General features: G+C 32.1%; 26 protein-coding genes and 1 tRNA gene. 2 read left to right on the top strand and 25 right to left on the bottom strand.

Annotated elements, in window-relative coordinates; genetic code table 11:
• Positions 1 to 58: 58 nt before the first annotated feature.
• Positions 59 to 133, bottom strand: a tRNA-Glu gene (locus JJD95_RS08265).
• A gap of 348 nt (positions 134 to 481) precedes the next feature.
• On the opposite strand from JJD95_RS08265, the gene JJD95_RS08260 reads away from it, so the two are divergent.
• A complete protein-coding gene (locus JJD95_RS08260) occupies positions 482 to 1711 on the top strand; it encodes an NAD(P)/FAD-dependent oxidoreductase (protein WP_291642225.1) in 1230 nt (409 codons plus the stop codon).
• Between the two features lie 71 nt (positions 1712 to 1782).
• Here JJD95_RS08260 and JJD95_RS08255 read toward each other — a convergent pair whose 3' ends face one another.
• A complete protein-coding gene (locus JJD95_RS08255) occupies positions 1783 to 2535 on the bottom strand; it encodes an acyl-ACP thioesterase domain-containing protein (RefSeq protein WP_291642222.1) in 753 nt (250 codons plus the stop codon).
• A gap of 306 nt (positions 2536 to 2841) precedes the next feature.
• Here JJD95_RS08255 and JJD95_RS08250 point away from each other — a divergent pair, with 306 nt between their 5' ends.
• Positions 2842 to 3432 (top strand): ECF transporter S component, encoded by a 591-nt coding sequence (locus JJD95_RS08250; RefSeq protein WP_291642220.1) that lies wholly within the window; start codon positions 2842 to 2844, stop codon positions 3430 to 3432.
• Positions 3433 to 3499: 67 nt separating this feature from the next.
• Here the strand turns inward: JJD95_RS08250 and JJD95_RS08245 are convergent, their stop codons facing one another.
• From JJD95_RS08245 to JJD95_RS08135, 23 genes are all read right to left on the bottom strand, one after another.
• Positions 3500 to 3685 carry a DUF1858 domain-containing protein gene (locus JJD95_RS08245; RefSeq protein WP_291642218.1) on the bottom strand — a complete coding sequence of 62 codons (186 nt, stop codon included), beginning with the start codon at positions 3683 to 3685 and terminating at the stop codon, positions 3500 to 3502.
• A gap of 176 nt (positions 3686 to 3861) precedes the next feature.
• Positions 3862 to 5148 carry an adenylosuccinate synthase gene (locus JJD95_RS08240; RefSeq protein WP_291642216.1) on the bottom strand — a complete coding sequence of 429 codons (1287 nt, stop codon included), beginning with the start codon at positions 5146 to 5148 and terminating at the stop codon, positions 3862 to 3864.
• A gap of 141 nt (positions 5149 to 5289) precedes the next feature.
• Positions 5290 to 6705, bottom strand: coding sequence for an NAD(P)/FAD-dependent oxidoreductase (locus JJD95_RS08235; RefSeq protein ID WP_291642214.1), 1416 nt, complete (start codon positions 6703 to 6705; stop codon positions 5290 to 5292).
• Positions 6706 to 6930: 225 nt separating this feature from the next.
• Positions 6931 to 7146 carry a DUF3006 domain-containing protein gene (locus JJD95_RS08230; RefSeq protein ID WP_291642212.1) on the bottom strand — a complete coding sequence of 72 codons (216 nt, stop codon included), beginning with the start codon at positions 7144 to 7146 and terminating at the stop codon, positions 6931 to 6933.
• Between the two features lie 29 nt (positions 7147 to 7175).
• On the bottom strand, positions 7176 to 8138 hold the full coding sequence (locus tag JJD95_RS08225) for an HD domain-containing protein (RefSeq protein ID WP_291642209.1): 963 nt from the start codon (positions 8136 to 8138) through the stop codon (positions 7176 to 7178).
• Positions 8139 to 8313: 175 nt separating this feature from the next.
• Positions 8314 to 8919 (bottom strand): TetR/AcrR family transcriptional regulator, encoded by a 606-nt coding sequence (locus JJD95_RS08220; RefSeq protein WP_291642206.1) that lies wholly within the window; start codon positions 8917 to 8919, stop codon positions 8314 to 8316.
• 70 nt (positions 8920 to 8989) lie between these two features.
• A complete protein-coding gene (locus tag JJD95_RS08215) occupies positions 8990 to 9811 on the bottom strand; it encodes an alpha/beta hydrolase (RefSeq protein WP_291642204.1) in 822 nt (273 codons plus the stop codon).
• Between the two features lie 12 nt (positions 9812 to 9823).
• Positions 9824 to 11137: an acetyl-CoA hydrolase/transferase C-terminal domain-containing protein gene (locus tag JJD95_RS08210; RefSeq protein WP_291642202.1), complete on the bottom strand. Its 1314-nt coding sequence runs from the start codon at positions 11135 to 11137 to the stop codon at positions 9824 to 9826.
• 117 nt (positions 11138 to 11254) lie between these two features.
• Positions 11255 to 12463 (bottom strand): ABC transporter substrate-binding protein, encoded by a 1209-nt coding sequence (locus JJD95_RS08205; RefSeq protein ID WP_291642200.1) that lies wholly within the window; start codon positions 12461 to 12463, stop codon positions 11255 to 11257.
• Between the two features lie 48 nt (positions 12464 to 12511).
• Entirely contained in the window at positions 12512 to 13234 is a 723-nt protein-coding gene (locus JJD95_RS08200; RefSeq protein ID WP_291642198.1) for an ABC transporter ATP-binding protein, read from the bottom strand.
• 1 nt (position 13235) lies between these two features.
• A complete protein-coding gene (locus JJD95_RS08195) occupies positions 13236 to 14048 on the bottom strand; it encodes an ABC transporter ATP-binding protein (protein WP_291642196.1) in 813 nt (270 codons plus the stop codon).
• On the bottom strand, positions 14041 to 15045 hold the full coding sequence (locus JJD95_RS08190; protein ID WP_291642194.1) for a branched-chain amino acid ABC transporter permease: 1005 nt from the start codon (positions 15043 to 15045) through the stop codon (positions 14041 to 14043). The genes JJD95_RS08195 and JJD95_RS08190 overlap by 8 nt, the downstream gene beginning before the upstream one ends.
• A gap of 8 nt (positions 15046 to 15053) precedes the next feature.
• Complete coding sequence (locus JJD95_RS08185) at positions 15054 to 15929, bottom strand: branched-chain amino acid ABC transporter permease (protein WP_291642192.1); 876 nt, start codon at positions 15927 to 15929, stop codon at positions 15054 to 15056.
• Positions 15929 to 16951 (bottom strand): 3-oxoacyl-ACP synthase, encoded by a 1023-nt coding sequence (locus JJD95_RS08180; RefSeq protein WP_291642191.1) that lies wholly within the window; start codon positions 16949 to 16951, stop codon positions 15929 to 15931. The genes JJD95_RS08185 and JJD95_RS08180 overlap by 1 nt, the downstream gene beginning before the upstream one ends.
• 314 nt (positions 16952 to 17265) lie before the next feature.
• On the bottom strand, positions 17266 to 17628 hold the full coding sequence (locus tag JJD95_RS08175; RefSeq protein ID WP_291642190.1) for a TM2 domain-containing protein: 363 nt from the start codon (positions 17626 to 17628) through the stop codon (positions 17266 to 17268).
• Positions 17629 to 17706: 78 nt separating this feature from the next.
• Positions 17707 to 18096, bottom strand: a complete 390-nt coding sequence (locus tag JJD95_RS08170; RefSeq protein ID WP_291642187.1) for a hypothetical protein — start codon at positions 18094 to 18096, stop codon at positions 17707 to 17709.
• Between the two features lie 2 nt (positions 18097 to 18098).
• The gene (locus JJD95_RS08165) at positions 18099 to 19154 is read right to left on the bottom strand and encodes a ParM/StbA family protein (protein ID WP_291642186.1); all 1056 of its coding nucleotides are present in this window, start codon (positions 19152 to 19154) and stop codon (positions 18099 to 18101) included.
• Between the two features lie 505 nt (positions 19155 to 19659).
• On the bottom strand, positions 19660 to 20991 hold the full coding sequence (locus JJD95_RS08160; protein ID WP_291642184.1) for a replicative DNA helicase: 1332 nt from the start codon (positions 20989 to 20991) through the stop codon (positions 19660 to 19662).
• 49 nt (positions 20992 to 21040) lie between these two features.
• On the bottom strand, positions 21041 to 22900 hold the full coding sequence (gene lonC, locus JJD95_RS08155; protein ID WP_291642231.1) for a Lon family ATP-dependent protease: 1860 nt from the start codon (positions 22898 to 22900) through the stop codon (positions 21041 to 21043).
• 109 nt (positions 22901 to 23009) lie between these two features.
• On the bottom strand, positions 23010 to 23450 hold the full coding sequence (gene rplI, locus JJD95_RS08150; RefSeq protein ID WP_291642181.1) for a 50S ribosomal protein L9: 441 nt from the start codon (positions 23448 to 23450) through the stop codon (positions 23010 to 23012).
• A complete protein-coding gene (locus tag JJD95_RS08145) occupies positions 23450 to 25441 on the bottom strand; it encodes a DHH family phosphoesterase (protein WP_291642179.1) in 1992 nt (663 codons plus the stop codon). Before JJD95_RS08145 ends, rplI begins: the two co-directional genes overlap by 1 nt.
• Before the next feature lie 12 nt (positions 25442 to 25453).
• A complete protein-coding gene (locus tag JJD95_RS08140) occupies positions 25454 to 26473 on the bottom strand; it encodes a DUF2232 domain-containing protein (protein ID WP_291642177.1) in 1020 nt (339 codons plus the stop codon).
• Positions 26474 to 26475: 2 nt separating this feature from the next.
• Positions 26476 to 26790: a MazG-like family protein gene (locus JJD95_RS08135; RefSeq protein WP_291642175.1), complete on the bottom strand. Its 315-nt coding sequence runs from the start codon at positions 26788 to 26790 to the stop codon at positions 26476 to 26478.
• Positions 26791 to 26933: the final 143 nt, after the last annotated feature.

The raw sequence follows: 26933 nt of genomic DNA, 5'->3' as shown, positions 1-26933 counted from the left end.
CCCTCTGCTTGTAAGGCAGATGCTCTCCCAGCTGAGCTATGCTCCCATATATGTTTTTTGGTGACTCCTAGGGGAATTGAACCCCTGTTACCACCGTGAAAGGGTGGTGTCTTAACCGCTTGACCAAGGAGCCTTATTAAAAGTTGTAACTTATTAAGTTTGTGCTTTAGTTAACATTGCACTTCCGTCTCGCAACCCAACATAGACTATAATACATAATTTTTGTCGAAGTGTCAACATATTTCCGTATTTTTTTTATTTTTTTTTTTTATACAACGAATAAGTTGAGTAAATTCATCAGTTTTTATTATAAATTTAATATACATTATTTAATACATATTGGTCTTCACTCATCAAATTCTATAATTTATCGTGTCCTAAAATAAAAATTCATGTTCAATCTACTCATTTTAGGGTAAACTCATAAGTAAAACACTTTATATTAAAAACATAATTCACTTTCTTGAAGGGAGAGATTTTTTTGAAACATTCTCTTATAATAATTGGCGGAGGAGCCGCTGGTCTAACCTCCGCTCTTATAGCTAAAGACTACGGAATAGATGTAGCTATAATTGAAGGCACTGATCGAATAGGTAAAAAAATATTAACCACCGGTAACGGAAGATGTAATATTAGCAATGCAAACATAAATAGCGATAGATATCACAGTGAAAATTTATATTTTCAAAATAACATACTAGATTCTTTTACCATAAAAGACACTATAGATTTTTTTGCATGTTTAGGATTACCCTTAGTAACTTTAGATGGCGGTAAAATGTTTCCTATGTCCTTACAAGCCTCCTCAGTTCTGGATATACTGCGCTTTGCTCTAGAAGAGAAACACATTCCTGTATATATAAACACTAAGGCTAAAAAAATTGTAAAGAAAAAGAATGAATTTATTATTTCTAGTACAGATGATGCTACATACAAGTGTGAAAAGTTGATTATTGCTACCGGTGGTAAATCCGCCCCTAAAACCGGTTCTGACGGCTCTGGATATACCTTGGCTAAACAACTAGGCCATAGTATAATATCTCCTGCACCAGCCCTTGTGCAGCTTAAATTAAACTATAACAGATTAAAGGCTTTATCTGGAGTAAAATTTGATGGTTATGCAGAAATATTTATAAATGATAAATGTGTACAAAAAGAATTTGGAGAAATACTCTTCACAGACTATGGTATTTCTGGCCCTCCAATTCTTCAACTTAGTAGAATTGCATCCCTTGCAATAATTGAAAATAAAAAAGTATCTTTAATAATTGATATGTTACCAACTACTCCGCATAAAGCGCTAAATGATTTTTTATCTAATCATTGGTCAATATTTGAAGATCGTTCGGTTTATGATTCATTCATTGGAATAATTAATAAGAAAGTCATTCCAATAATTTTAAAAGAAGCAAGAGTAGAAGATATTCATAAACCTTGCTCCAATCTAAACATAAAAGAAAAAAAAGCTATATATGAACTTCTAAAAAAATGGAAATTCGAGATTTCTGGCACTAATTCTTTTGCCAATGCTCAGGTAACTGCTGGAGGCATTAATACAAAAGAAATTAATGCTGATACTTTAGAATCTAATATCGTTTCAAATTTATTTTTTGCAGGAGAAGTATTAGATGTAGATGGGGATTGTGGTGGTTATAATCTTCAATGGGCATGGAGTTCTGGTGCGATTGCAGGGAAAAGTGCTTCCAAATAAATAGACATATAAAAACCGACTTTTCTTTAATAGATAAGTCGGTTTTTATATGTCTATATCCTAAATTTAAATTACTTAAACCAAGTACTTTCTAACAATGTAAGCTCAGTTCCATCCTCATTTACAATTTTATGTTTACATATTGTTTTACTTTCTTCTCTTATAATTTCCGTGCTTACATTTACGGTTTCTCCATAGGTTGTTTCCTTTATGTATGTTACCCTAATGTTCTTTAGTTCATAATTTAGAACTATATCCTTAGGAATTGTTTCTAACGCCCACGCCACATATTTAACATTATTTACATGCATATTTGTATCAATGTCACTATACCTAACATTAAAACTTTTCTCTTCATGAACTGTATTTATTCCTTGTATATCCTTAATGTTTAAAGCATCATTATTGCTGTCATCTATTCCATAGACCTCATACATATCACTGATAATTCTTATTGGTCTTCTTCTATCTGTGTTTATTAGAATCCACACAGAACTTGCATATCCTATTTTATTTCCTCTTCCATCAATAATTTCATATTTTCTATAGGCATAAAATTTCCTAAATGAATGAGCAAAAGTTTTTACCTTTATAGTTTCGTTTAGCAATGGATATGACTCCATTGTTATATCCCATTTATATAATACCCAAGCCATCTTGTTCTCTTTAAGATAATCTACCCCTACTCCAAGTATTTCACTTTGGTACATTGCCATATCCCCAAGATAATCTATAATGCTCGTAATTAAAGCTCTTTTATGAATATCTACTTCATAATAATGAACGTTATAATTTCTATCTGTAATTACTGGAATTCTACTCATAATACCACCCCTATATTTCTTATTATTACATCGTAATTATTAATTTTTAATTTTTAATTTTTAATTTTCTTCATTACTAAAATAATATCAAACTAAAGTAATCGGGTAAACATTAACAATCAAATGTTTACATAAAGTTTTATATTGCTATCTACATAAATTTATAAAATTCTTTATATCTATGTAATTTTTATTAAAAAAGTGCTAAAATATTAATGTCGGTATTCATTTATGAAACTGAACTATTAATAAGGCTTATAAATAAGGTCGACTTATATCCTTATGGAATAAGAGCGGAGGGAAAACATGATTACGAATTCTATTAAAAGAAGAAAAGCAAAAACAAATCAACTTACAACAATCGGTATGCTATCAGCTATTTGTGTAGTACTAGGATTAACTGGGTATGGGTTTATTCCACTTCCAGGTGCAAAAGCAACAATTATGCATATTCCTGTTATTATAGGTTCAATAATTGGCGGCCCAATCGTAGGAATGACTATAGGACTCATATTTGGGATTTTTAGCATTATGCAAAATATTATGGCTCCAAATATATTATCTTTTGCCTTTATAAATCCTCTAGTATCCGTATTGCCAAGAGTTCTTATTGGTCTTACTTCTTATTATGTTTATAAACTAAACTTTACTAAAAATGATAGCCTAAAAATTGGCCTTGCTACCGTAATCGGTTCTTTAACTAACACCTTTGGAGTACTTACTATGATATATTTTCTATATGCAGCTAAATTTGCTGTTGCTAAGGGTATACCAGCATCTACAGCCGCTAAAACCATATATGGTATAGCTATACTAAATGGTGTTCCTGAAGCCATCATAGCTACTATAATTACAATACCTGTTGTACTTTCAATAAAAAAAATGAAAAAACAATAACATTTTAATCTCCACTAATAAAGTAAAAAATGAAGACACCTAGCATTTGCTAAGTGTCTTCATTTTTTTATGCGTTTAATTTAGTCATTAATTCTTCTATATTAAGACCATGAACCATTGCTGCTTCTTCTAATGTTTCAGCTTGTGCTGAAGGGCATCCTACGCAACCCATTCCAAATCCCATTAATATCTCTACTGAATCTGGAAATTGTCTTACAACTTCTCCTATTGTCATATCCTTAGTTATTTTCATATCATCTACCTCGCTTTTTTAAATTTGAAATAATTGTACCATAATTAGCTACTAATTAAAATAATTATTTAGTAACTAATTATCATTCTCATTGTACTTTATTTAATTGAATTTTACAAGTACCACTTTCTAATTTTAATTATGACCTTTTATGCATAACTATATGTCTCAATCTACTATATTTCTGTTAATACCATAGTTTGATCTCTTTTAGGTCCTACTGATACTATGGAAATTTTTGTTCCTGTAAATTCTTCTATTCTCTTTAAATATATTTTTGCATTTTCAGGAAGTTCTTCATAACTTCTTGCATCTGCAATACTCGCGTCCCATCCATCAAATTCTTCATATACTGGAACACAACAAGCTAAATCCTCTAGACTTGCTGGGAAATAATCTATAACGCTTCCTTCAAATTTATATCCTACACATATTTTAATTTTTGGGAGTCCCGCTAAGGTATCTATTTTAGTTACAGCAAAACTAGTAAGACCTGAAATTCTTGCTGAAGTTTTTAATATAACAAGGTCAAGCCATCCACATCTTCTTGCTCTGCCTGTTGTCACACCAAATTCAAAGCCTTTTTCGCGAATCCATTCTCCTACTTCATCATTAAGTTCTGTTGGAAATGGTCCTTTTCCTACTCTTGTAGTATATGCTTTTGCTATTCCTATAGCATTTGTTATCATAGTAGGCCCTATTCCTGTTCCTGTACAAACTCCTCCTGCAATAGTGTTAGATGAAGTTACAAAAGGATATGAACCATAATCTATATCTAGAAGAGTACCTTGTGCCCCTTCAAATAAAACATTTTTCCCTGATTTTATTGCATCATAAATTTTAACTGATATATCTTTTACAAATGGTCTCATTCTCTCTGCATACTCTAAGTACTCAGTATATATTTTATCAAAATCTAATGCTTTTCCACCCAAAACTTTTGTTATAATATCATTTTTCATTGATAAACTGGTTTTAAGTTTTTCTTTAAAAACATCTTTTTTAAGTAGGTCACACACTCTTATTCCGCTTCTTTCAAACTTGTCAGTGTAACATGGTCCTATACCTTTTTTTGTAGTTCCTATATCATTTTTACCTCTTGCTATTTCGTATAAATTATCTAACTCTCTATGGTATGGCATTATAACCTGTGATCTATCACTGATCATTAGTCTTTCTGGAGTTATGTTTTCACCTAATGCTTCTAAGTAATCAATTTCTACAAATAACGCTTTTGGGTCTATAACCACCCCATTACCTATTACATTCAATTTATCTTTATATAATATTCCTGATGGTATTAAGTGTAGTTTATATTCCTTTTCTCCTACTACTACAGTATGACCTGCATTGTTTCCACCTTGGGATCTGACAACTAGGTCAGCTCCTTCAGCAAGATAATCCGTCATCTTCCCTTTACCTTCATCGCCCCATTGGGCTCCTAAAACAACAAATGCTGACATATAAATTCCTCGCTTTCAATTATTTTTACAATAAAATTCATTTCATACTAAGTTCAAAAATTTTACTGATCATATGTTTACTTACTCTTTAAATTATACACGTTAACTGTTTAAATAACCAATTATTCAAGTCACTTCTTCTTAATATGACTTTTCTACTATGTTTCTCGCTACTACTACACCAGTTGTAGATGCTTGCATAAGTCCTCTAGTTATTCCCGCTCCATCTCCAATGGTGTACAAATTACCAATAGATGTTTCAAATTTATCATTTGTACTAATCTTACTAGAATAAAACTTAACTTCCACTCCATATAGTAATGTGTTCTTGCTATATAACCCTGGTGCTATCTTGTCAAAAGCCTTTAACGCTTCTACAATGGATGTTAAATGCCTTTGTGGCAATACAAAGCTTAGGTCACCTGGCACTGCTGATTTTAGAGTAGGAACAGTAGTTGATTTAGCTAATCTATCATAATCTGTCCTTCTTCCCTTTAGTAAATCCCCCAGTCTTTGAACCATTATACCCCCACCAGTTAACATATTACCTAACTTAGCTATATACTTACCATAATCGATAGGTTGATTAAAGGGCTCTGTAAATGTAGTAGATACAAGCATTGCAAAATTTGTATTAGTTGTTCTAAGCTCTTTATCTGAGTAGCTATGACCATTTACAACAGCAAGTTTATTATCATCATAATATTCAGCTGAGACTACTCCACCGGGGTTCATACAGAAGGTTCTAACCTTACTGTCAAAGGTATCAGAATAATATACTAATTTTGCTTCGTATAAATCCTTTGTTAGATGGTCCATAACAGAATTAGGAACCTCTACTCGAAGTCCAATATCTACTGCATTGTTAGTAACCACAATATTATGTTTTTTAGCTTGATTTGAAACCCACTCTGCTCCACCTCTACCTGGTGCTGCTACAACGTAATTTGCATTAACTTTAACCATACCTTCACTACTTCTTAATAAGACTCCAGTGGCTTTGTTATCTTCTACTAATATTTCTTCTACTTCACTAAGTTCAACGAATTCTGTGTTTGTATTATCCATTAAATGATGGTACATAGATTTTAAAACTTCATAGGCAAGTTCTGTTCCTAAATGCCTTACAGGACATTCAATAAGGCGAATATTATGTTTGCTTGCTTCATATTTAACTTCTTCAACTTTGTCACTATTAAGTCCATATACTTTTTCATTTGCTCCAAATTTTATGTATATATCATCACAATACTTAATTAATTTTTTTGATTCATCTTCAGAAAAATATTCAAGAAGTCTTCCACCCACTTCAGGGCTTAGCGAAAGCTTACCATCCGAAAAGGCTCCTGCACCTGACCATCCAAATGTTATACCACAAGGATTACATTTAACGCATTTGCCACCGTTATCTCTAGCTGGACATTTTCTCTTCTCTATACTTCTTCCCTTGTCAACTATAAGTACACTAAGTTCAGGTTTTTTATTAGAAATTTCTAGGGCCGTAAATATACCCGCAGGTCCAGCTCCTACAATAACTACATCGTAAAAATTTTTCATCTCACTGTTCCTCCTGTCTTCTTCGACTTAAAATAAAAGTTATCCATGTTTTTATACCTACTTAATAATATCAGAGCAGTTTAACTCAGTCAATACAAAATGCGAATACTAATTAAATATTTGCACTAATAGTTCGTATATATTCGGATTACTAACTTAAAATGAACAACACACTTACTCACAATACTGAATAAGTGTGTTGTTCTATTCGATAACTAATTATAATTAGTTATCGTCCCACAAATTTTCTGTCAATTTCTCTATTTCACTTCTTCGTTTTATAGTCTCCTCATTGTTAATAGTTATACACTCTGTGATATCTATAACCATTCCTTCCTCTACTTTTATTGGTAATTGTTCTTTATTTATATTAATCATTTTCCCATCTTCTAATTCTACAACAGCATATTCCACTTCAAATCTATCTATTATCCCCTTCATTTTCATCACCTTCATAAAAAAAATTGAGCCTATTTACTAATAAAACTCTTATAAACACTTATGTTATCTAGTGAAAATATTCTTTCTGAAAATTTACCTTCTTCTGTATCCCTTAAAGCCTTATTAATGTCATACATTCTAGCATCCATTATATCCAAATGATGTAACATTTCTGCTTCTGGTATCATAGGCTTTTTAGGGCTTCCATATTCAGCCTCATAATGATGAGATAATACCATATGCTGCAGTAACATGGATACTTCCTTGCTTGCTTTCACTTCAATACTTGCCGTTTCTATCATTTTAATTCCCTGAACGATATGGCCTATTAGTTGCCCTTCCACTGTATATGTACTTACAATTCCAAGCTCACTAGCATCCATTTCATATATTTTACCAATATCATGAAGTATTATACCTGCATAAAGTAAATCCATATTTAGAAAGGTATAAATTTCACTTAACTTTTCTCCTGCCTTAAGCATAGTTGTCGTATGATATAAAAGGCCTGATTTTACAGCATGATGGTTAGATTTAGCCGCAGGATAATACATTAACTTTTCTTCATTATCACTTAAAATATTTGTGACTATATTTTGAATATCTATATTGTTAATTTTAGATAGGTAATTTAAAATATCATCGTACATACTTTCTGGAGAATATGGTGCAACTGCAACGTAATCTCCAATTTTAACTTCATCTTTTTCTTCAACAAGTCTTATAGCTTCAATTTTTAATTGAAGTTTTCCTCTCCACTCATTTACACTGCCTTTAACTTTTACTAAAGTATTTTGTTTAAACTTATTTTCTAATTCCTCATTACATTCCCAAAGCTTTGCATTTATATCCCCTGTGACATCCCCCAAATTAAAATCTAAATATTTATTTGTATTACTATTGTTGGGAACCTTGCTATCTACAGATTTTATAATATAAAATCCTTCAATCCTGTCGCCTTTTTTTATTTCACTAATTTTTTTCATTTCCATATTTATCTCCTTATATTGTATTAAACTTATTATATATTAACCCCATAGTAACATATTCATACTACATTATATAGTAATCTTAATGACGAGTAACCCGTTTTTCGAAAAAAGATTCAGACTAATATTAGCCTGAACCTTTAAATTTTTTCTATATATTTTACTTTTATTTAAATGATTACTTATTTTTTGTAAAAATACCATTTTCAAGTATATCTATAATTTGGTCAACAACAAGATCATAATCTAAATTTTCTTCATCAAACATTACATATTTTAAACCTATAAAGTTTGAGATTCCCATAAGAAGATAACTTATAACCATAGGATCACCTTGTATTACCTCTCCTGCCCTCTGAGATTCTGTCATTCCACTCAAATACCTAGCCGCAAAGTTATCATAGTAGTTAATAAAAAGATTTTTATCAATATATAATGCTTCCCAGATTATATTATAAGCATGCTTATTTTCTCTAATATAATTAAGAAAGGTTTTAAGTCCAACTCTTTCTTTTTCTCTTCTTCCTTGCACCAACTTAGTTTTGGTGCTTATTTCCTTACGAATCTGATGACTGTATCTAAACAGAAGATATTTATATAGGTAGTACTTATCTTGAAAATATATATAAAAGGTTCCTGTAGCTATTCCCGATAAGTTAGTTATATCTACTATTGAAGTATTGTAATAGCCCTTCTGGTAGAAAAGAGTTTTCGCAGCCTTACATATTTTTTCTAAGGTTGCCTGACCTCTTTGGGTTTTGGGCATATGTACTATCTCTTCCATACAAATTCTCCTTTCCATCCAGCAACTGTTTTTTCAAGCTTAACGTAAATAATTTCAATAAGCTTAAAAACTATACTATTTGAAACTTCTTTTGCACCATATTAATAAATCCTAGCACCAAGGTTACAAATAGCACAGGTCTCTCATACATTGATGCATGCCCTGTGCTAGGTAGCACTACAAGCTCTGAAGTACTTATAAGCTCATGAAGCCTTTCTTGTTCAGGCATAGGTGTGACATAGTCATTCTCACAGCTAACTATTAAAGTAGGCGTTTTTATTTTAGGTAAATCCTTAGTAACATCATGGTTATCTGCACTTTCCGTGAGCCTTACCATCGCATCCATGAATGGTTTCTGATTAAATACCTTGTCTACCAGTAATTTCTTTCTATTATTCACCCACTCACTATTTGCATTATAAAAATTTGGGGAATAAATTACAGGAATAGTTGTACAATAATAATTCAAAGGATCTCCTGCGCTTCTATTCCATGCAATTCCTATATCCTTAAGCCATGGTGTTGTTTTTGATGTGGTATTAAATAAAACCATCTTATCAACATATTCCTCATACTTTACCGAGAAGTTTAAAGCAACCTCTCCCCCATAAGATATACCTACAAGATTTATTTTTGTAAGATTAAGTTCATGTGTCAACGCCTTCAAAGCCTCAACCTGAATATCTAATGTGTAAGAAACATCCTCCATCTTGTCAGATCTCCCTTGGTCAAGAAAATCCAAAAGTATAAGTTGATTGTTTACAGAAAGCTCACCCTTAAACATCTGCCAGCTTAGAGTTGACATCATAATTCCATTTAGAAGGACTATAGGTTTTCCCTGTCCATATGTTTCGTAATATACTTTCTTTCCCTTAAAATTAAAATAAGACAATGTTTTACCCCCTTACTTATCATATATTAACCCTATTTCATGAGCCCTTAGCCTAAGTTCTTCTTTGAATTTAGGATGAGATATTTCAATAAGTCTTTCCACTCTTTCTTTTATATTTGTACCTCTAAGTGAAGCTACTCCATATTCAGTTACAACATAATCCACATCATTTCTTGAAAGACTTACTATAGCACCTTGCTTAAGCATGGGTACGATTTTTGATATTTCTTCCTTATTACCGGTTTCTTTACTTCTAACCATTGCAGTCGAATAAAGTGCTATAATTGAACGACCATTTTTAGCTTTCTGTGCTCCTATTGCTGTGTCTGCCTGGCCACCTGTTCCACTGAACTGAATAGGACCTATAGATTCAGAGCAACATTGACCTGTTAGATCTACCTCTATAGTTGTATTTATGGATACCATATTATCATTTTTAGCTATTATATGAGGATCATTTACATAATTTCCATCCATTATAAGAACTGAAGGATTATCGTCAAGAAACTCGTAAAGTTCCGTAGTTCCAAGAGCAAAGGTACAAACTATTTTTCCCTTGTGTAGAGTCTTCTTACTTCCATTCACTACCCCAAGCAATGCAAGCTCAACCATTCCCGAAGTCATCATCTCTGTGTGAATTCCTAAATCACTCTTACCTTTTAATGCCGCAGCTACTGCATTTGGAATACCACCTATACCAAGTTGGATGCAATCCCCATCGTTAACCATATCTGCAATGTATTTTCCTATGCTCATATCTTTTTCACTAGATACGACATCTGGAATAGATGGGACCTGGTATTCAGCTTGAATTAAATAATCTATCTCCGAATAATGAATTTCTACATCACCAAAGGTTCGTGGATAATTAGAATTTATTTCAAGTATAACAATATCCGCTTCATCAATCATTCGCCTTTCATAGGTATTACTTAATGAAAGAGAAATATACCCATGCTTGTCAGGCATTGTTGCACTTCCTACATATATATTAGGTTTTATATGAGCTAGTCTCTTTACCCCAGCTAGATGAAGATGGTTAGGAATAAAAGAAATATTCCCGTTTGGATGTGATTTTCTTAAAGGTGGGCAATAAAACCACCCATCAATATTGAATGCTTTTCTATATTCAGCCTTTAAAAACTCACCACTTGACATAGGCAGACAATTTGTGATCGTAACATTCTCTACTCTATCCGCTATGTTGTGAAGGTTGTTCATGAAAAGTTGAGCCTCTGCAGCGCCAAGTCCTGTAACAATCATATCATTTGACTTCACCATACTCAGAGCATCTTTAATAGTAATTATCTTATCTTTATAACTCATTTTCCCCCTCCAAATTATAGAATAAAAAGGCAGGCACTACCTGCCCATTTAGTTTTAAGTTATTTAATACATTCTTTTAATATACTATATATAAATATTAATTTATATATAGTGATATTAATTTCCCACTATTTCTTTTATAGATTGAAGTGGTTTCACTGCATCCCAAGCACCTTCTAAATTTGTATGACTAACTTTAGAAAGATTCATCTCTTGAGTTCCTGCTCTAAGTCCATCACCAAAGTTTATTTCACCACCAAATGGATTTTTTATAGGATCTTTTTCTAAAGCATCCATGTATTTTTCCCAGGTTACAGTTCCTTCAACTCTCTTTAATCCTTCAACAAAGAAGTGAGCTGCTATCCATCCTGTCATTGCATATACATTGTCTTTATATTCTGGAGTAAATTTTTGGTATTCTGTTAAAGCTGCTGCTCTATCTCCGTCAAACGAAACCCATCCATTACCATATACATCAAATTTGCCCTTAATTTCATTTACTACTGCTTTTGCAATAACTGGAGAAACATTAACGTATGTTGTAATAACATCTTTTTCTACTCCTTGGCTTGCTAATTCCTTTACAATTGTTGGAATTGTTGCTTGAATTGCAGCACCAATAATAAAATCAACATTGGCATCCTTAATTTTTGTAACCGCCGAGGATACATCTGTAGCCCCTGCAGTAACTTGTTCAGCTACTACTTCTACCTTTAATTCCTTAGCTTTTTCCTCAATACCCCAAAGCAGATCTTTTCCAGCATCATCATTAGTATAGATAACCCCTAATTTTTTAGCCTTAAAATCTCCCACAGCACGAGCAACCATTATTTTGCCTTCTGTCTTATAAATAGGCTGTACTGGGAATATCCCTCTGTCTGCACCTTCTGCTTTATCGTTATAAAGCTGTCCAATTCCAGTAGCCAAGTAAACAACAGGGATTCCTTTATCTTTTAAATCTTGCAGAGTTGCACCAACTACTGGAGTTCCAAAATGTCCAACCATAGCAAATATTTTATCATCTTCTACTAGCTTTGATAGTATTGCTTTCCCTTTAACTGGATCAAATTCATCATCCTGATGTACAAATGTAATTTTACGACCATTTACTCCACCAGCATCATTTATCATCTTTATATAGGAATTTATGCCAGCATTAAATGGAACTCCAACTGGGGCATAAACTCCAGATGTAGCTGCACTGTTACCAATCTTTATTTCAGTATCAGTAACTCCTTGTGCTTGTGTTTCGGTCTTCGCTGTAGCACAACCAACTAAACTACCTACCAGGGTTAACGTTGTTAAAATAGGAATTATTTTTTTCATTTAACTTTCCCTCCTTATTATATAACAATGCATTCGCATTATTTACAACTAATGTACACCTAAATAAGCTTCAATTAACTTTGGATCATTTCTTAACTTTTCTGCTTTCCCATATGTTGTAATATTTCCAAGTTCTAAAACATATGCATAATCAGCAATTTTTAATGTCTGAGCTGCATTTTGCTCCACAATTACTACAGTTGTTCCTTCTTCTTTTATCTCTTTAATAATTTTCATTATATCTTGAATAATTAAAGGTGCTAGCCCTAAAGATGGCTCATCTAAAAGGAGAATTTTGGGACTACTCATTAAAGATCTAGCAATCGCAAGCATTTGCTGTTCTCCTCCAGATAAAGTAGCTGCTGTTTGATTCTCTCTTTCTTTCAGCACTGGGAAATATTTATATACCCTCTCAAAGTTTCTTTGAATTTGCTCTGAATCTTTTATAGTGAAGGCCCCTATTTTAAGATTTTCTTCCACTGTTAAATCTTTAAATACCTGCCTACCTTCGGGACATTGTGCAATTCCAAGCTTTGCTATTTTCTCAGGTTCAAGCTTTGTAATATCATTTCCATAGAATTGAATTGAACCTTCTTGAGCCTCAATGAGTCCGGATATCTTATGAAGAGTTGTAGTTTTTCCTGCACCATTTGCACCTAAAAGCGCAACCACTTGGCCTTGTCTAACTTCAATATTAATACCTTTTAAAGCCTCAATTGCACCATATTTAACTTTTAATCCACTTATGGACAATGCTATTTTCTTCTCCATCTTATTCATCTCCATCATTTCCTAAATAAGCTGCTTGAACGTCCTTATTTTGTTGAATTTCCACTGTAGTTCCTATTGCTAAGAATCTTCCAAAAGAGATAGCGCAAACTCTATCGCAGACATCCATAACTAATCTCATATCATGTTCAACTAAAAGCACTGAACAGTTAAATTCGTCCCTAATCTTTCGAATCATCTTTGTAAGTTGCAACGTTTCAATATCATTTAACCCTGCAGCTGGTTCATCTAAAATGATAAGTTTTGGCTTACACATTAGAGTTCGAGCGAGTTCTACCTTTTTGAGTATTCCATAAGGCTGACCAGCTACAATCATATCTTTCCGCTCTTCGAGTTCTAAACTTTTAAGAATACTTATTGCTTCCTCTCTTAATACTTTTTCTTCTCTTAAAGCTCTTGGAAGTTTCAATGCTTGCTCAAAAATTGATGCTTTAAAATCAATATGCCCGCCAACTAATACATTATCTAAAATACTAAGTTCTCTTATAAGTTCAACATTTTGAAAAGTTCTAACTAATCCCAGCTTAATAATTTCATGTACCTGATGATCAAGTAAATTTTGAACATTATTAACTCTATCTCTAAAATATATATTTCCTGAGTCTGGTTTATAAAATTGAGTTATACAATTAAATGCAGTGGTTTTACCTGCTCCATTTGGTCCAATTAATCCAAATATTTCATTTTCTTTAATATCAAAAGATAAATTATCAACTGCTTTTAGACCACCGAAAGCAATACTCAGATTTTCAAGCCTTAGAACAACACCCTCTGGCAGTATCCTCTCTTTATTCATTTTTTTGCCCTCTCTTTTTAAATTTCTCTCTCCATTCTTTGATATCATGCCCTATGTAGATAATACCGTTTGGATAAAACATAACAACGAGTATTATAAGCACTCCATTAAATACATAGGATAATTGATTAAGAAATGGAATTTGTTTTAAAAATAAATCTGGAACTGCAAAAACTATAAAAGCTCCCAGAACCGTCCCAAAAATTGATCTTAAACCACCAATTATTATCATAGCTAAAAAGTCTAATGAAAGCTTTAAGTTCCATGTAGTAGGATAAGAAAACCGAATAAAATGAACATATAAAACTCCCGCTACACTTGCAAATATTGTTGCTAGTGCAAATGCTACCAATCTGTACTTTAGAAGATTTATACCCATAGCTTGTGCTGCAGCTTCACTGCCACGCATAGCGTTTAGTGCTCTTCCCAGTTGGCCATTTATCATGTTGTAAGTTATTAGCATAATTACTATTAGAACAAAAACTATTAAATAGTAAGTCGTTGTTCTGTCTAGTTTTAAAAATCCGAATAATACTGGAAATCCAGCTTGTTTTCCACTGAATCCATTGGTAAACATATTTAATTCTTCAAAGGTTTTTTTTAGAATTTCAGATACGCATAAAGTTGCAATTGCAAGATACATTCCTTCCATTTTTAATGAAACTAGTCCCACAAGAATTCCTATTAAAGTTGGAATTATCACCGCTAAAAGTAATGCAACTTCAAACGGTAATTTCATATTTATAGTCACGTAGGCAGAAATGTAAGTAGCCAGGCCCATAAATCCAGCAGTTCCTAGTGAAATAAGCCCTGAATACCCTAAAAGAATATTTAAACCCAGTGCAGCTATTGCATAAATAAGTGTTCCACCTATAATTGTAATATGGCTTGTTTTAAGCATTCCAATATTTGCCAAACTAGGGATAGTAGCGAGCACAATACCAAATAATATAAATTGAAAACGTGGATTTCTTAGTTTTTCTATTATTATTTTCATATTCACACCTATACTTTCTTTACAATTTTCTTACCAATAAGACCATGAGGTCTAAATACCAAGAACACAAGAATAAGGATATATAATATTTGTTCTCCCCATATTGAAGACACATAATATAATAATAAATTTCTGCTAATTCCTATGATATAAGCACCTAATACAGGACCATAAAAGGACTGAAATCCTCCTAACACACAAGCAATTAAGGCATCAATCTGTATTCCATCCATTAAATTAAGCGTAACTGATGTCATAGGTGCAACCATGACTCCTGCTAAAACACCAAGTATCCCCGCAACTGCCCATGCTCCCATAGTCACGGTCTTCGTAGGAACTCCCATTAGCTTCGCAGTGTTTTCATTAGATGCAGTTGTTCTTACCGCGAGCCCCCACTTAGTCTTTTGAAGAATGAAGAAAAGACTTGCCATAATAGCGAGACCAAAAACTATATTAATCAATCCATTGTAAGAAATTGAAGCAGCCAGTAGTTTAATATCTCCACTTTCTATTAATCTTGGAAGGCGCATTGGATCCACTCCAAATAATAGTGGTACGATTCCCAGTAAGACCATCATTAATCCAAGAGTTATAATCTGCTTTGCAACAGCTGAAACTTTTTTTGTATGCCTAATTATCAAAACATCTATTAAAAGTCCCATGATCATAGCACTTATGACTCCAATAATGATTGAAAGCCATAAAGGAAGTCCAAATTTTGAAAAAAAGAATGTTACGACATAAGCGTTGAACATGCCAATTGCACCTTGAGCAAAATTTACAGTATTAGAAGTACGATAAACAATGATTATTCCAAGTGCGGCAAGGGCATAGATACTTCCCGTTTCCAAACTCCTTAATAGGATTTGCAAAAGAACTCCCATTACATTACACCCCATTTAATAACATTTGCTGCCCATACATAACCTATCCCCGCTGCAATCATAGAAATTACAGACCCATCTCTTATTTTCCCTTGTTCAAGCCCAAGATGAAGCGATAATATTTGATCAACCTGCCCCATATGACCATAGTCTTCAAGATAAATTGACTGTTCAGGTCTAAGCTTTAGCTCCTTAAGCATATCTATATGTGATGAACGCTTCATATGAAGTATTGCTAAATAGTCTACCTCGCTTTTATCAATACCTGATTTTTCAAAAGCACTATCTATACATTTGTACCAATTTGGCATTGATACTAGTTTAAGTCTATTTTTCATGACTATAGGCTCCATTAATCTTAAGGATTTACTCGCCTCATTTATATTGCCGCTATTTATAGGGTTGCATATACCTCCTATTTCAACTCCTGCAGCTCTAGATAAAGAACCGTCTCCTATTATATGAGAACCAAGTACTAGGTTTCTCCCATAATTTTTCTTAAGGATTATAGCACCTCCTCCAGCTGAAAGATTGTACATCATAGACATATTTTTATCAGTATAATCCACAAAATCCCCATTTCTATAGCCTCCAGCTATCATTATTGTATTTATAGAATCATCAGCTATAAGCATATCTTTTGCTATCTTTATTGCAGAAACAGTTGTACAACATCTATTTTGAACATCTATTCCCCAAGCATTTACGGCTCCTAGTCTACCCTGTATATATAGTGCTGAAGTGGTAAGTGGGTATTCTTTCCACTCCTCTCCCATACAAATAATAACATCTATCTCTTCTGCACCAATTCCCGTATTCTTAAGGCAGTCAAGAGCAGCCTTTGCGCCCATTTCTTGAGTGCCATCATCCGTACCTGGTACTGGCTTCTTTCTTACTCCAAGCTTTTCGAAAATTGCCTGTTCAGACCAAATACCCTTTGTAGCCTTTGCAATGTCTGCTGCTGTCATAAATTTTTCAGGTATATAAATTCCAGTGCCTACAATACCTACATTTGCCCCCATTTTAACCCTCCTGTATTTCTTTTATAATCTCATGTTTTTTAATATAATTCACAGAAAATATATTAAACATAACGCACCCCCCATGTTTATTGCATTATACAAATATTATTCTTTAAATACATTTATTGTTAATTAATTGTTTTTAATATTTATGCTTAAATGGGAATTTAAAACGCATATAATTAATATGAGTGATGCCTCATGTTTCATTTTATGTAAAATATTCAAATATTATGATTACTTTATGAAGAAAGGATGGAATAAAAAATTATTATCCTTCCTTAAAAATATATAATAAGTTGACAATACTTCTATTAAATATTTTTGTTTAGGTGTAATCCATCTATATCCGTAAATGAATTAGTAGCAATCAAAATAATATCAATTATTGTCCATAATCCAAATCCACCAAAGGTTAATAACATTAAAACTCCTGTACCTGTTTTTCCCACATAAAACCTATGAATGCCAAAGGATCCAAGAAAAATTGATAGTAATAATGCAACTAGCCAATTCTTTTCACTTATATTCCTTATGCCTGTTTTCTCCGAATTAATTAATAAATTAATCCCACAAGTTTTACAAAAATTTGATGTATCATCATTTTGAGACCCACAAATTGGACAGAACATTAAATCACCCATTCCTATTATTTTATTCCAACTACATTTTATCATATATGCAAAAGATTTAATATATGTATTAGATTTATCTGTTTAAACTGAAAAAAGGAATGGCCTTTTGGTCACTCCAATCTATAAAGACATATCTTTAACACAATTAAGCTTTTTCATATACTCACTCTCAACAGAATCTATATCCCTCTCTTGTTGTTCTCTCTTTAATTTTTTAACTATATCTATATCATTAATTTGTGAATCAGAATTTGGTATAGCACTTCTAAAAAGATCTCCAACTATATTACCTATATATTTTTTAACTTCAGGGTTATCCAGGATGTTTGCAATATCTACTGTATCTAGTTGTTTAACTTTATTTCCATAGTCCCTGTAAAATCTTAGTGCCTGCTTTATAAGTTTAGAATTATTGATACCCTTCTTCTCCATATTGCTCACATAAACAATTAAATCTTTATCTGTTTCCTCTCCTAAGTTTGATGATACAGTTTTACGGAGTGCTCCCATAATTAATATCCTACTTCTGTAGTTGCAGCAACTTCTTTATTTCCATCTAAAAATTCTAATACTAACAGTTCCTTATATCTTTCAGCAAATAGTATAGCATTAGCACATTGAGGATTTTTATTGTCTATTAATTTTGGCTCGGTTCTAATAAATTCATTTTGTAAGTATTCAAGTAGTATCTCGGCAGGACCTCCTATTATTCTAATATCTTTACAAATGTTAGGCTTGAAAGAGCTATTAATCGAACTTATTGCTTTCTCCACATACGGTCTCAACACTTGGTCCTTAATTTCTTGTAACACATTTGATTCTCCAAATGGTAGTTCGTTATCTTCTAAATATTCAATAGCATCTGATATATCATAATTACCGTCAGACCCTTCTGCAGAATTAAATTTAGTTAGTATAGATTCAATTATCGGCTGGAACCCGTGTTGAGCAAAACTACTAGCCTTAGTCATTCCAAGCACCTTGTTACCAAATTCATCTTTTTCATATTTCCAATGAGATACATCTAAAGTACCACCACCAAAGTCAAGTAGAAGCATTGGGTAACTAAATATTTCCATAGTTTCAGCACTAAGTGTACCCCCTTGTTTAAATACTTGTACATCTAAAATTTCTATATCATATGTTTTACTATTTAATGTTATAGATTGCTTTTCCATCTTCTTAATCTCATTTTTAAGAGAGACACTATGATCTATATAGTATTCCGCAGGAAGTCCAACAGCAAGTCTTACCTTTATGCTAGTTTCACCTTTAAAACTTAGCGCAATAGCATTAAGCAAGTTCAACTTATAATGGTCTGACATGTATTTGTTAGCTTCCATATTAAGCTTACCTTCTTTGTTGCCCACTGTATATAACTTTCCATTCCAAGTGATGTTACTTACTCCAGTAGCCCTTGAACCATGTTTATTTACTGATGATACCCTACTAGCAAAAGTAACATCCGTACTTGTTTTTGTAAAAGTATTTCCTATGTCTACAGTTAGTACAGAGGCTAACACTTTACTTAGCGCAGGGTATTTTTTTGATATTTCAACTAAATTCATTTTTTTATCCTCCTAAATGTTTCTTTTTATGGTTTATAACTATATATTCTGTATTAAAATGTAATATCCTTCTTTTATATTGAAATACTTTCAAATATTTGTAAACTTATATATAGACATTTATATATCTACTTATATACATTTGTAAATATATCTATAAATGTTTATATATATACCTCTTGCTACTCTTTTGTCTTATTCTCATTATATATTACTAATCTTTATATAAAAACATAACTATGTGGCTTCTTTTGATTTTACAGTTCGTTATTTGCTCTAACTAAATATTATTTAATCACCTATTTGTAAATATATATGTTTATCTACCTATATATTTATTTATATATATAGATATATCTACAAATGTAGATATATCTATATTGAACCAAATAGCCACAACAGCTCATTTGTAATAGAAAATTCTTGTTATTATCTATAAAAAATAGGATAACAAAACTTTATAAGTTTTGTTATCCTATTCTTGTTTTAAAAATTTAGTAAATGATTAATCACTATAAATCACATCAAGTTTTGCAAATTTACTAAATTGACCTATCCATGCAAGCTTAACTGTTCCTATAGGGCCATTCCTTTGTTTTGCTATTATAAGCTCTGCTATATTTTTATCTTCCGTTTCAGCATCATAATACTCATCTCTGTATAAGAACATAACAACGTCAGCATCCTGCTCAATAGACCCTGATTCTCTAAGGTCAGATAGCATAGGTCTATGGTCAGCTCTCTGCTCTGGTGCACGAGATAGCTGTGATAGTGCAATAACTGGACACTCCATCTCTTTTGCAAGAGCTTTAATTGATCTTGATATTTCTGATACCTCTTGTTGTCTACTTTCTGTATTGCTACCAGACATAAGTTGAAGATAGTCAATAACTATCATATCGATACCGTGCTCCATTTTTAATTTTCTACACTTTGAACGCATATCCATAACAGAAGTTCCCGCTGTATCATCAATGAATATTTTAGCAGCCGCTAGGGGACCAGAAGCTTTGGCTATGTTTTCCCAATCCCTATCTTCTAAAGCACCATGTCTAAGCTTTGACATGTCAACATTTGCTTCTGAACAAAGTAATTTATAAGAAAGCTGTTCCTTAGACATTTCCAGAGAAAATATGGCTACGCTTTTTCCTCCCCTAAGTGCTGCATACTCAGCTAAGTTTAGTGCGAAAGTAGTTTTACCCATAGAAGGTCTTGCCGCAATAAGAATCATATCTCCCTTTTGAAATCCAGCCGTTTTATCATCAAGTTCTGGAAACCCACTAGATATACCTGTTGTTTCACCTTTATTATTAAAGATTCTTTCTATTTCTAAAAAACCTCTCTCAAGAACTGTATTCATCGGTTCTAATTCACTTGAATTCTTTCTCTCTGCTATATTAAATACCTTTTGTTCTGCAAGATCCATAACTGCTTCCACGTTGTCTTGCTTATTATAACAATTCTCCATAATCTCAGTTGAAGCTCTAATAAGTTTTCTTAAAATAGATTTATCATCTACAATTTTTATATATGAACTTAAGTTAGCAGTAGATGGTACTGAATTACTTATCTCTGAGATATATGTAATTCCACCTGAAGCTTCTAATTTTTCAGAAGAACGTAAATGTTCGAGTAAAGTAATCATGTCAATAGGTGTATCCTTTTGGTATAATTCAAAAATAGCGTTAAATATAACCTTATGAGAATCTCTATAAAAATCTTCAGTTATTAAAACCTCCACCACCCTTGATATGGCGGTTTTATCAATAAGCATTGACCCAATTATTGATTGTTCTGCTTCTAAATTATAGGGTAAACTTCTAAGAGGTGTATCCATTTTTTATCGCTCCTAAACTAATTATATTAGTTAAAACTAATTGTATTAGTTAAAAAACTAATTTCATTAGTTGTTCTATGTTTGATATAGCTTTTGTTTCAATGTCCACAAGACCAATAGGTACTTCTTTTTCATTGTCCTTTGGAAGTATAACCAGCTTTATTCCCTTTCTCCTTGCGCCGTAAACTTTTTCGAATATACCACCTACAGGTTTTATAATGCCTCTTAGTGATATCTCTCCAGTTACTGCAACGTCTTGTCTTAATGGCTTATCTAGGAGTGAACTGATTATACATACCGTTATAGCCGCTCCCGCTGAAGGTCCATCAATTTTACCGCCACCTATTATATTTACATGTATGTCATAATCCTTTATATCTCTATTAGTAGTTTTTCTTATTACGGATGCAGCATTAAATACTGAGTCCTTAGCCATACTTCCAGCCGTATCATTGAATCTTACTTGGCCTTTACCACTTTCCTTTGCCTCAAACACTGATGTTTCTATTTCAATAGTTGACCCTATATAGCCTGATACTCCAAGTCCATATATATGCCCAACTTCAAATTTAACCTCATTATTTAATTCTTCATATGGAGTTAATCTACTTATAGATATAATATCTAATAAATCCTTAACCTCAATTTTAACTTTAGAATTAGATGATATTTCCCTATTATGCAATACATATCCATAAGCATCCGCTAAAATATTTATAGCTTTTCTTCCCTCAATAGTATATCTACTAATAGTCTCTGCAACTCCATCACCAACTTCAACCTCTAACTTATTCGCAGCGTTTACTACGATATTTTCAATATCCACAGCAGATAATGGTTCGAAATAAACTTCAGTACACCTTGACCTTAGTGCCGGACTTATTTCTGATGGTTCACGAGTTGTAGCGCCTATTAAAACAAAATCTGCTGGAGCACCTTTATCAAACAAATATTTTATATATTTAGGTGTGTTTTCATCCTCAGGATCGTAATATGATGATGAAAATTCAACTCTTTTATCTTCTAATACTTTAAGTAATTTATTTTGGAGTATGCTATCGAGTTCTCCTATTTCGTCAATAAATAATACCCCTCCATGAGCCTTTGTTACAAGACCCGTTTTTGGTTCTGGGATTCCAACATCAGCTAAATCTCTTTTACTTCCCTGATATATTGGGTCGTGTACAGAACCGAGTAGTGGATTTGTTATTTCTCTTGGGTCCCATCTCAGCGTTGTACCATCCACCTCTACGAATTTAGCATCTTTATCGTAAATTGTATAGCTTAACTTTTTAGCTTCCTCAAGAGCAAGCCTAGCTGCAGTGGTTTTACCAATGCCTGGCGGTCCATAAAGAATAATATGTTGAGGATATGGCGATGCCATTTTAGATAGCAGAGATTTTATTGCTCTTTCTTGTCCAACTATCTCGTTAAAACACTCTGGTCTTAAAATAGCTTGTATATTTTTAGTAAGTTTTCTCCTATCAAGTGCTTTTAACTCTTCATATTTTTTAAGTGTTTTAGCATTTTCAGGACCCTTTTGTTTCTTAATTATACCAAGTCTTACTTCGTCAATATACTTATCTTGCTTTTCCATTAGGTTTTTTTCTACTTCAGCCTCAATCTTATTTTGGACATATCTTTTAGCTATTTCTTCAGTGAGCCACTCATTAGTATTGTCTAGCACCTCATGTATATTTTTCTTGTTAGGTACTACTTCTATACCTTTACCATTACTAATAATTTTATTTAAAGCATATGCTCTTCTATATATATCATCACTTTTAATATATTTTTGAAGTTTAAACTTTACAGTTTTCGCTTTTATACTACTCTCATCTATTACATTTCTCATTATTTCATATAAAACGTCAATTTGGGTATCTATTGGTAACGCATCTTTTGCCATCTCTTCTCCTGCTTTATTAACGAATAATGTATTCAAAATTAGTCCGCTCTAATAAATAAAACTATCATTTATTTACTAAAGCGTTTCCCCCCTCCGTTTTATATAATTATTACTCACAAACAAGAACTTTTATCTTAGTAGATATTTCTGGATATATTTTAATTTCTACATCATAAGTTCCTAATAATTTTATTGTGTCTGTTACTATTTTCTTTTTATCAATATCTAAATTACATTGTTTATTTAAAGCTACTGCTATATCTTTAGTTGTAATTGCTCCAAAAAGTTTTCCATTTTCTCCAGCTTTCATAACCATTTTTATAACTTTATCTTTAAGCTCATTAGCTAATTTCTGCGCCTCTTCAATTTCAGAAGTCTTCTTTTTTCTTTCATTTTCATCTTTCCTATTTAATATGTGCATATTGGCATCTGTAGCTTCCTCAGCAAGTTTCCTAGGAAATAAAAAATTCCTGGCATACCCATCTGCAGCATTTATCACATCGCCCACTTTACCTACACTTTTAATATCTTTTAATAATATAACCTTCATTATTTTCCACCTTCCCTTAAGTATTCCTGTATAGCACTATTTAATTTTGCTACTACTTCTTCCATTGTAAGTGACGTAAATTTTGTTCCAGCCATAGTCATATGTCCGCCTCCCCCTAAAGTCTCCAGGATTAACTGCACATTTATTTTTCCAAGAGACCTTCCGCTAATAAATATTTCATCTCCTATTTTAACAACTACAAATGACGCTTCGATACCAGTAATGTTTAGAAGTTCATCTGCTGCCTGAGCAGCGAGTACTGTATCTTCTATAGCTTTTGGACAAACTGCTACGGCAATTTCATTTTCAACTTTTGCTGATCTTATAATATCAGTTCTTTTTAAATAAACATTTAGGTCATCAGAAAACATTTTTTTCACATCCAAACTATCTGCACCATGACGCCTTAAGAAAGCAGCAGCTTCAAATGTCCTAACCCCTGTTTTAAAATAAAAATTCTTTGTATCCACACATATCCCTGCCAAAAGGCACACCGCTTCTATATGTTTAAGCTTTGGTTTATCTACCATATATTGAATCATTTCAGTAACTAATTCAGAAGCAGATGACGCATAAGGTTCCATATAGCTAACCACTGCACCCTGTATAAAATCCGGTGACTTTCTATGATGGTCAATTATAACTACTTTTTCTACTTCTTTAACTATTTCAAAGTTTTGCACATAGCTTTCATTATGAACATCTACTAATATAAGCAGATTATTTGATTTTTTAACACTTTTAAATTTTTCGGTTGTTATAAAAGTATTTTTATAATCTACATCTTCTGATATTATATCCATCATACTTTTTATGCCAGTATTTATTCCTTCTAAAATAATATAACATTCTTTATTTAAGTTTTTAATAACACTATACAGTCCTATGGCAGAACCTAAACAATCAGCATCGGGATTTTTATGACCCATAATGAAAATTGCGTCACTCTCATTTACTAAATCCATTAATACATGAGCAATAACCCTTGCGCGAACCTTAGTTCTTTTTTCAACTTCTTTTGTTTTTCCTCCGAAGAAAGATAGTTTATCACCTTTTTTTACTACAACCTGGTCTCCCCCCCTACCTAAGGCAAGCTCCTTAGCCGATCTAGCAAATTCAAAGTTTTTAAGAGGTGTATCTTCTCCTCTTCCTACTCCTATACTTAGAGTAACTGCAAGTTTGTTTCCATTACTTATTTCTCGAACATTATCTAGTATATCAAACTTTTTTTCTATTTCTTTTTCAATATACTTATCTTGAACTATAATAACATATTTATTGGATGTATATTTTTTTACCACAGCATTCACACTCTGTCCATAGCTGTTTATTGTTCTTTCAATATCTGCCATAAGGAGTGGCGCCTTATCTTCATCTGTAGTTTTAATAACATCATCGAGATTATCAACCTCTACTAGCATAACACTTTCTCTATTACCGTTAATACTTTTTATTAGATTAGTTTTTTCCGTTATATCGTAAAAATATAAAAGCATAATCTTATCTTTAATATTTTTATTTTCGTTTGTATCCACCATATTAGTATAAACTTCGTAAAAATTATCTTTTATTTTAACATTTGGGAATAAATTCTTCTTACCCTCTAAAACTTGTTTTAGGTTAAGTTCCTTAATTATATCTTTAATGTTTTTATTTAAAAGATCTTCACCTTCGAGCATTGTAGTTACACTCTGATTATACCATAAAATGTTTCCCGTATAACCTATTATTAATAATGGAAAAGGAAGCTTTACTAAAGTACTTGTGGTTGCTATATCAAGTTTAGATGAAAAGTTTTCGATGAATTTTTTCCATTCACTTTTTTTAACTTTTGAGTTGTAAATATTATACACTACTAGTATTGCGTATAATCCAAGTGCTAGCATTCCTGCTTCAATGTGTCCATAATAAAATATTATACATATGAGTAGGGCCATGGTCACCATATATATTTTATTATTAACACTAAAGTTATTATATTTATTATCCATAATAAGCCCCCATTATTTTCTTTTAATTCTATAAGGGTCAAGCTTTCTAAAATCAAAAGCCATTTCCATGAATCCTATTGAAAAGTAAAAACTACTTAGTTGTGTGAGCATTGTTAACCCTAAAATTAATACTACTACTGGTTTAGATAACTTTCTTTTGACTCTTAGATAATATGTACTTGCAGCGAGTCCATTTATAATAAATACCCACCAGGCAAGAAGCTGAGAAGCATTTAGTATATATTCTCCACCTGGTATGTTTTTCGAAGAAAATATTATGCCTATACATACTATGCCTATTAATAACGCTCCTACAATGTTAGAAACACAAACTTTGCTAAAAGGTAATACTTTATCCATTTTATAATTTAGTTTCTTTAGTATTGCTCTAGACACCATATAATTCATATAAGCTGCTATAACTGCATAAATAAATATAGTAGCCGGTATTAATATCAGAACTAGCCCTACATCTATTTGTTTTATAAGTTTAAAATTTTCATCTAACTGCTGGATCTGTTTTGTGTTTACTCCTGATTGTAAGTAAAGCGTTTTTACTTCAACTATGGATGCCTCTATTGTTTTCTTCATAAACTCTAAGTTTTTAGAAATAAAACTAATAAAACTTGTTTTTTCTATAAGTAACATAGTAAAAGCTATCGTTAATATATTAGATATTGCACAACTTATAGCTAAATACCATAGAGTCATTGTTGATGTTTTATTACGCTTAACACAATAGCCAAGCGTAATACCAACAATGCTACAAGTTATAGCAGTATATATTGCCATTATTGGATTATAGACTAAGGATGTTAAAATTACACTTAAAAATATAGACGTGATTGTTATTTTATAATTATGCCTAATATAGAGTATTGCCACAGGAATTGGTAATATTAAAGTCCCTATAAATGATACAATAGGCAGGTATCCTGTTATGATCATTATTATTGAAATTATAACAGATATAAGCGAAGCCTCTACAATTGCCTTTGTGCTAAAACCTTTATTATCTATTTTTTTATCCATTATTACCTTCCTTTTATGTGCATATATAATTTACTTAGATCTTTTCCATCCTTTTCTATATTATCTCCTTCAACTATTCCAACTTTTAGTTTCTTTTTCATACTTTCATCTACAGCTACATTGGAGTATCCTAACCTTTCTCCTAAAATATATAGGAGTATTATTGCCCCTGAAATGCAATCCAGTATAGCATCTTGAGCTACATTACTTCCCTTACTTAATAATTTGAAGAAATCCCCTATTATACATAATAGTTCAGCCTTCAAGCTTTCAATTATCCTAACGTTAGACATTATATTAAAATCTTCTTTTTTCATATTATACCATCTCCCCTTGTAGCCTTATACATATAACTCTATTTTAGTGATTTGTCCCTGTTTATGCAACTAAAGTTTATTTTTATATATGTAATTTATAATTACATATATAATGCTCCACAACATTTACATTATATGGGTTA

This window comes from Clostridium sp., assembly GCF_016650035.1.
Taxonomy (GTDB): domain Bacteria; phylum Bacillota; class Clostridia; order Clostridiales; family Clostridiaceae; genus Clostridium_AD.
The sequence above is the reverse complement of the archived record's forward strand: the minus strand, read 5'-3'. Positions and strand labels throughout refer to the sequence as shown.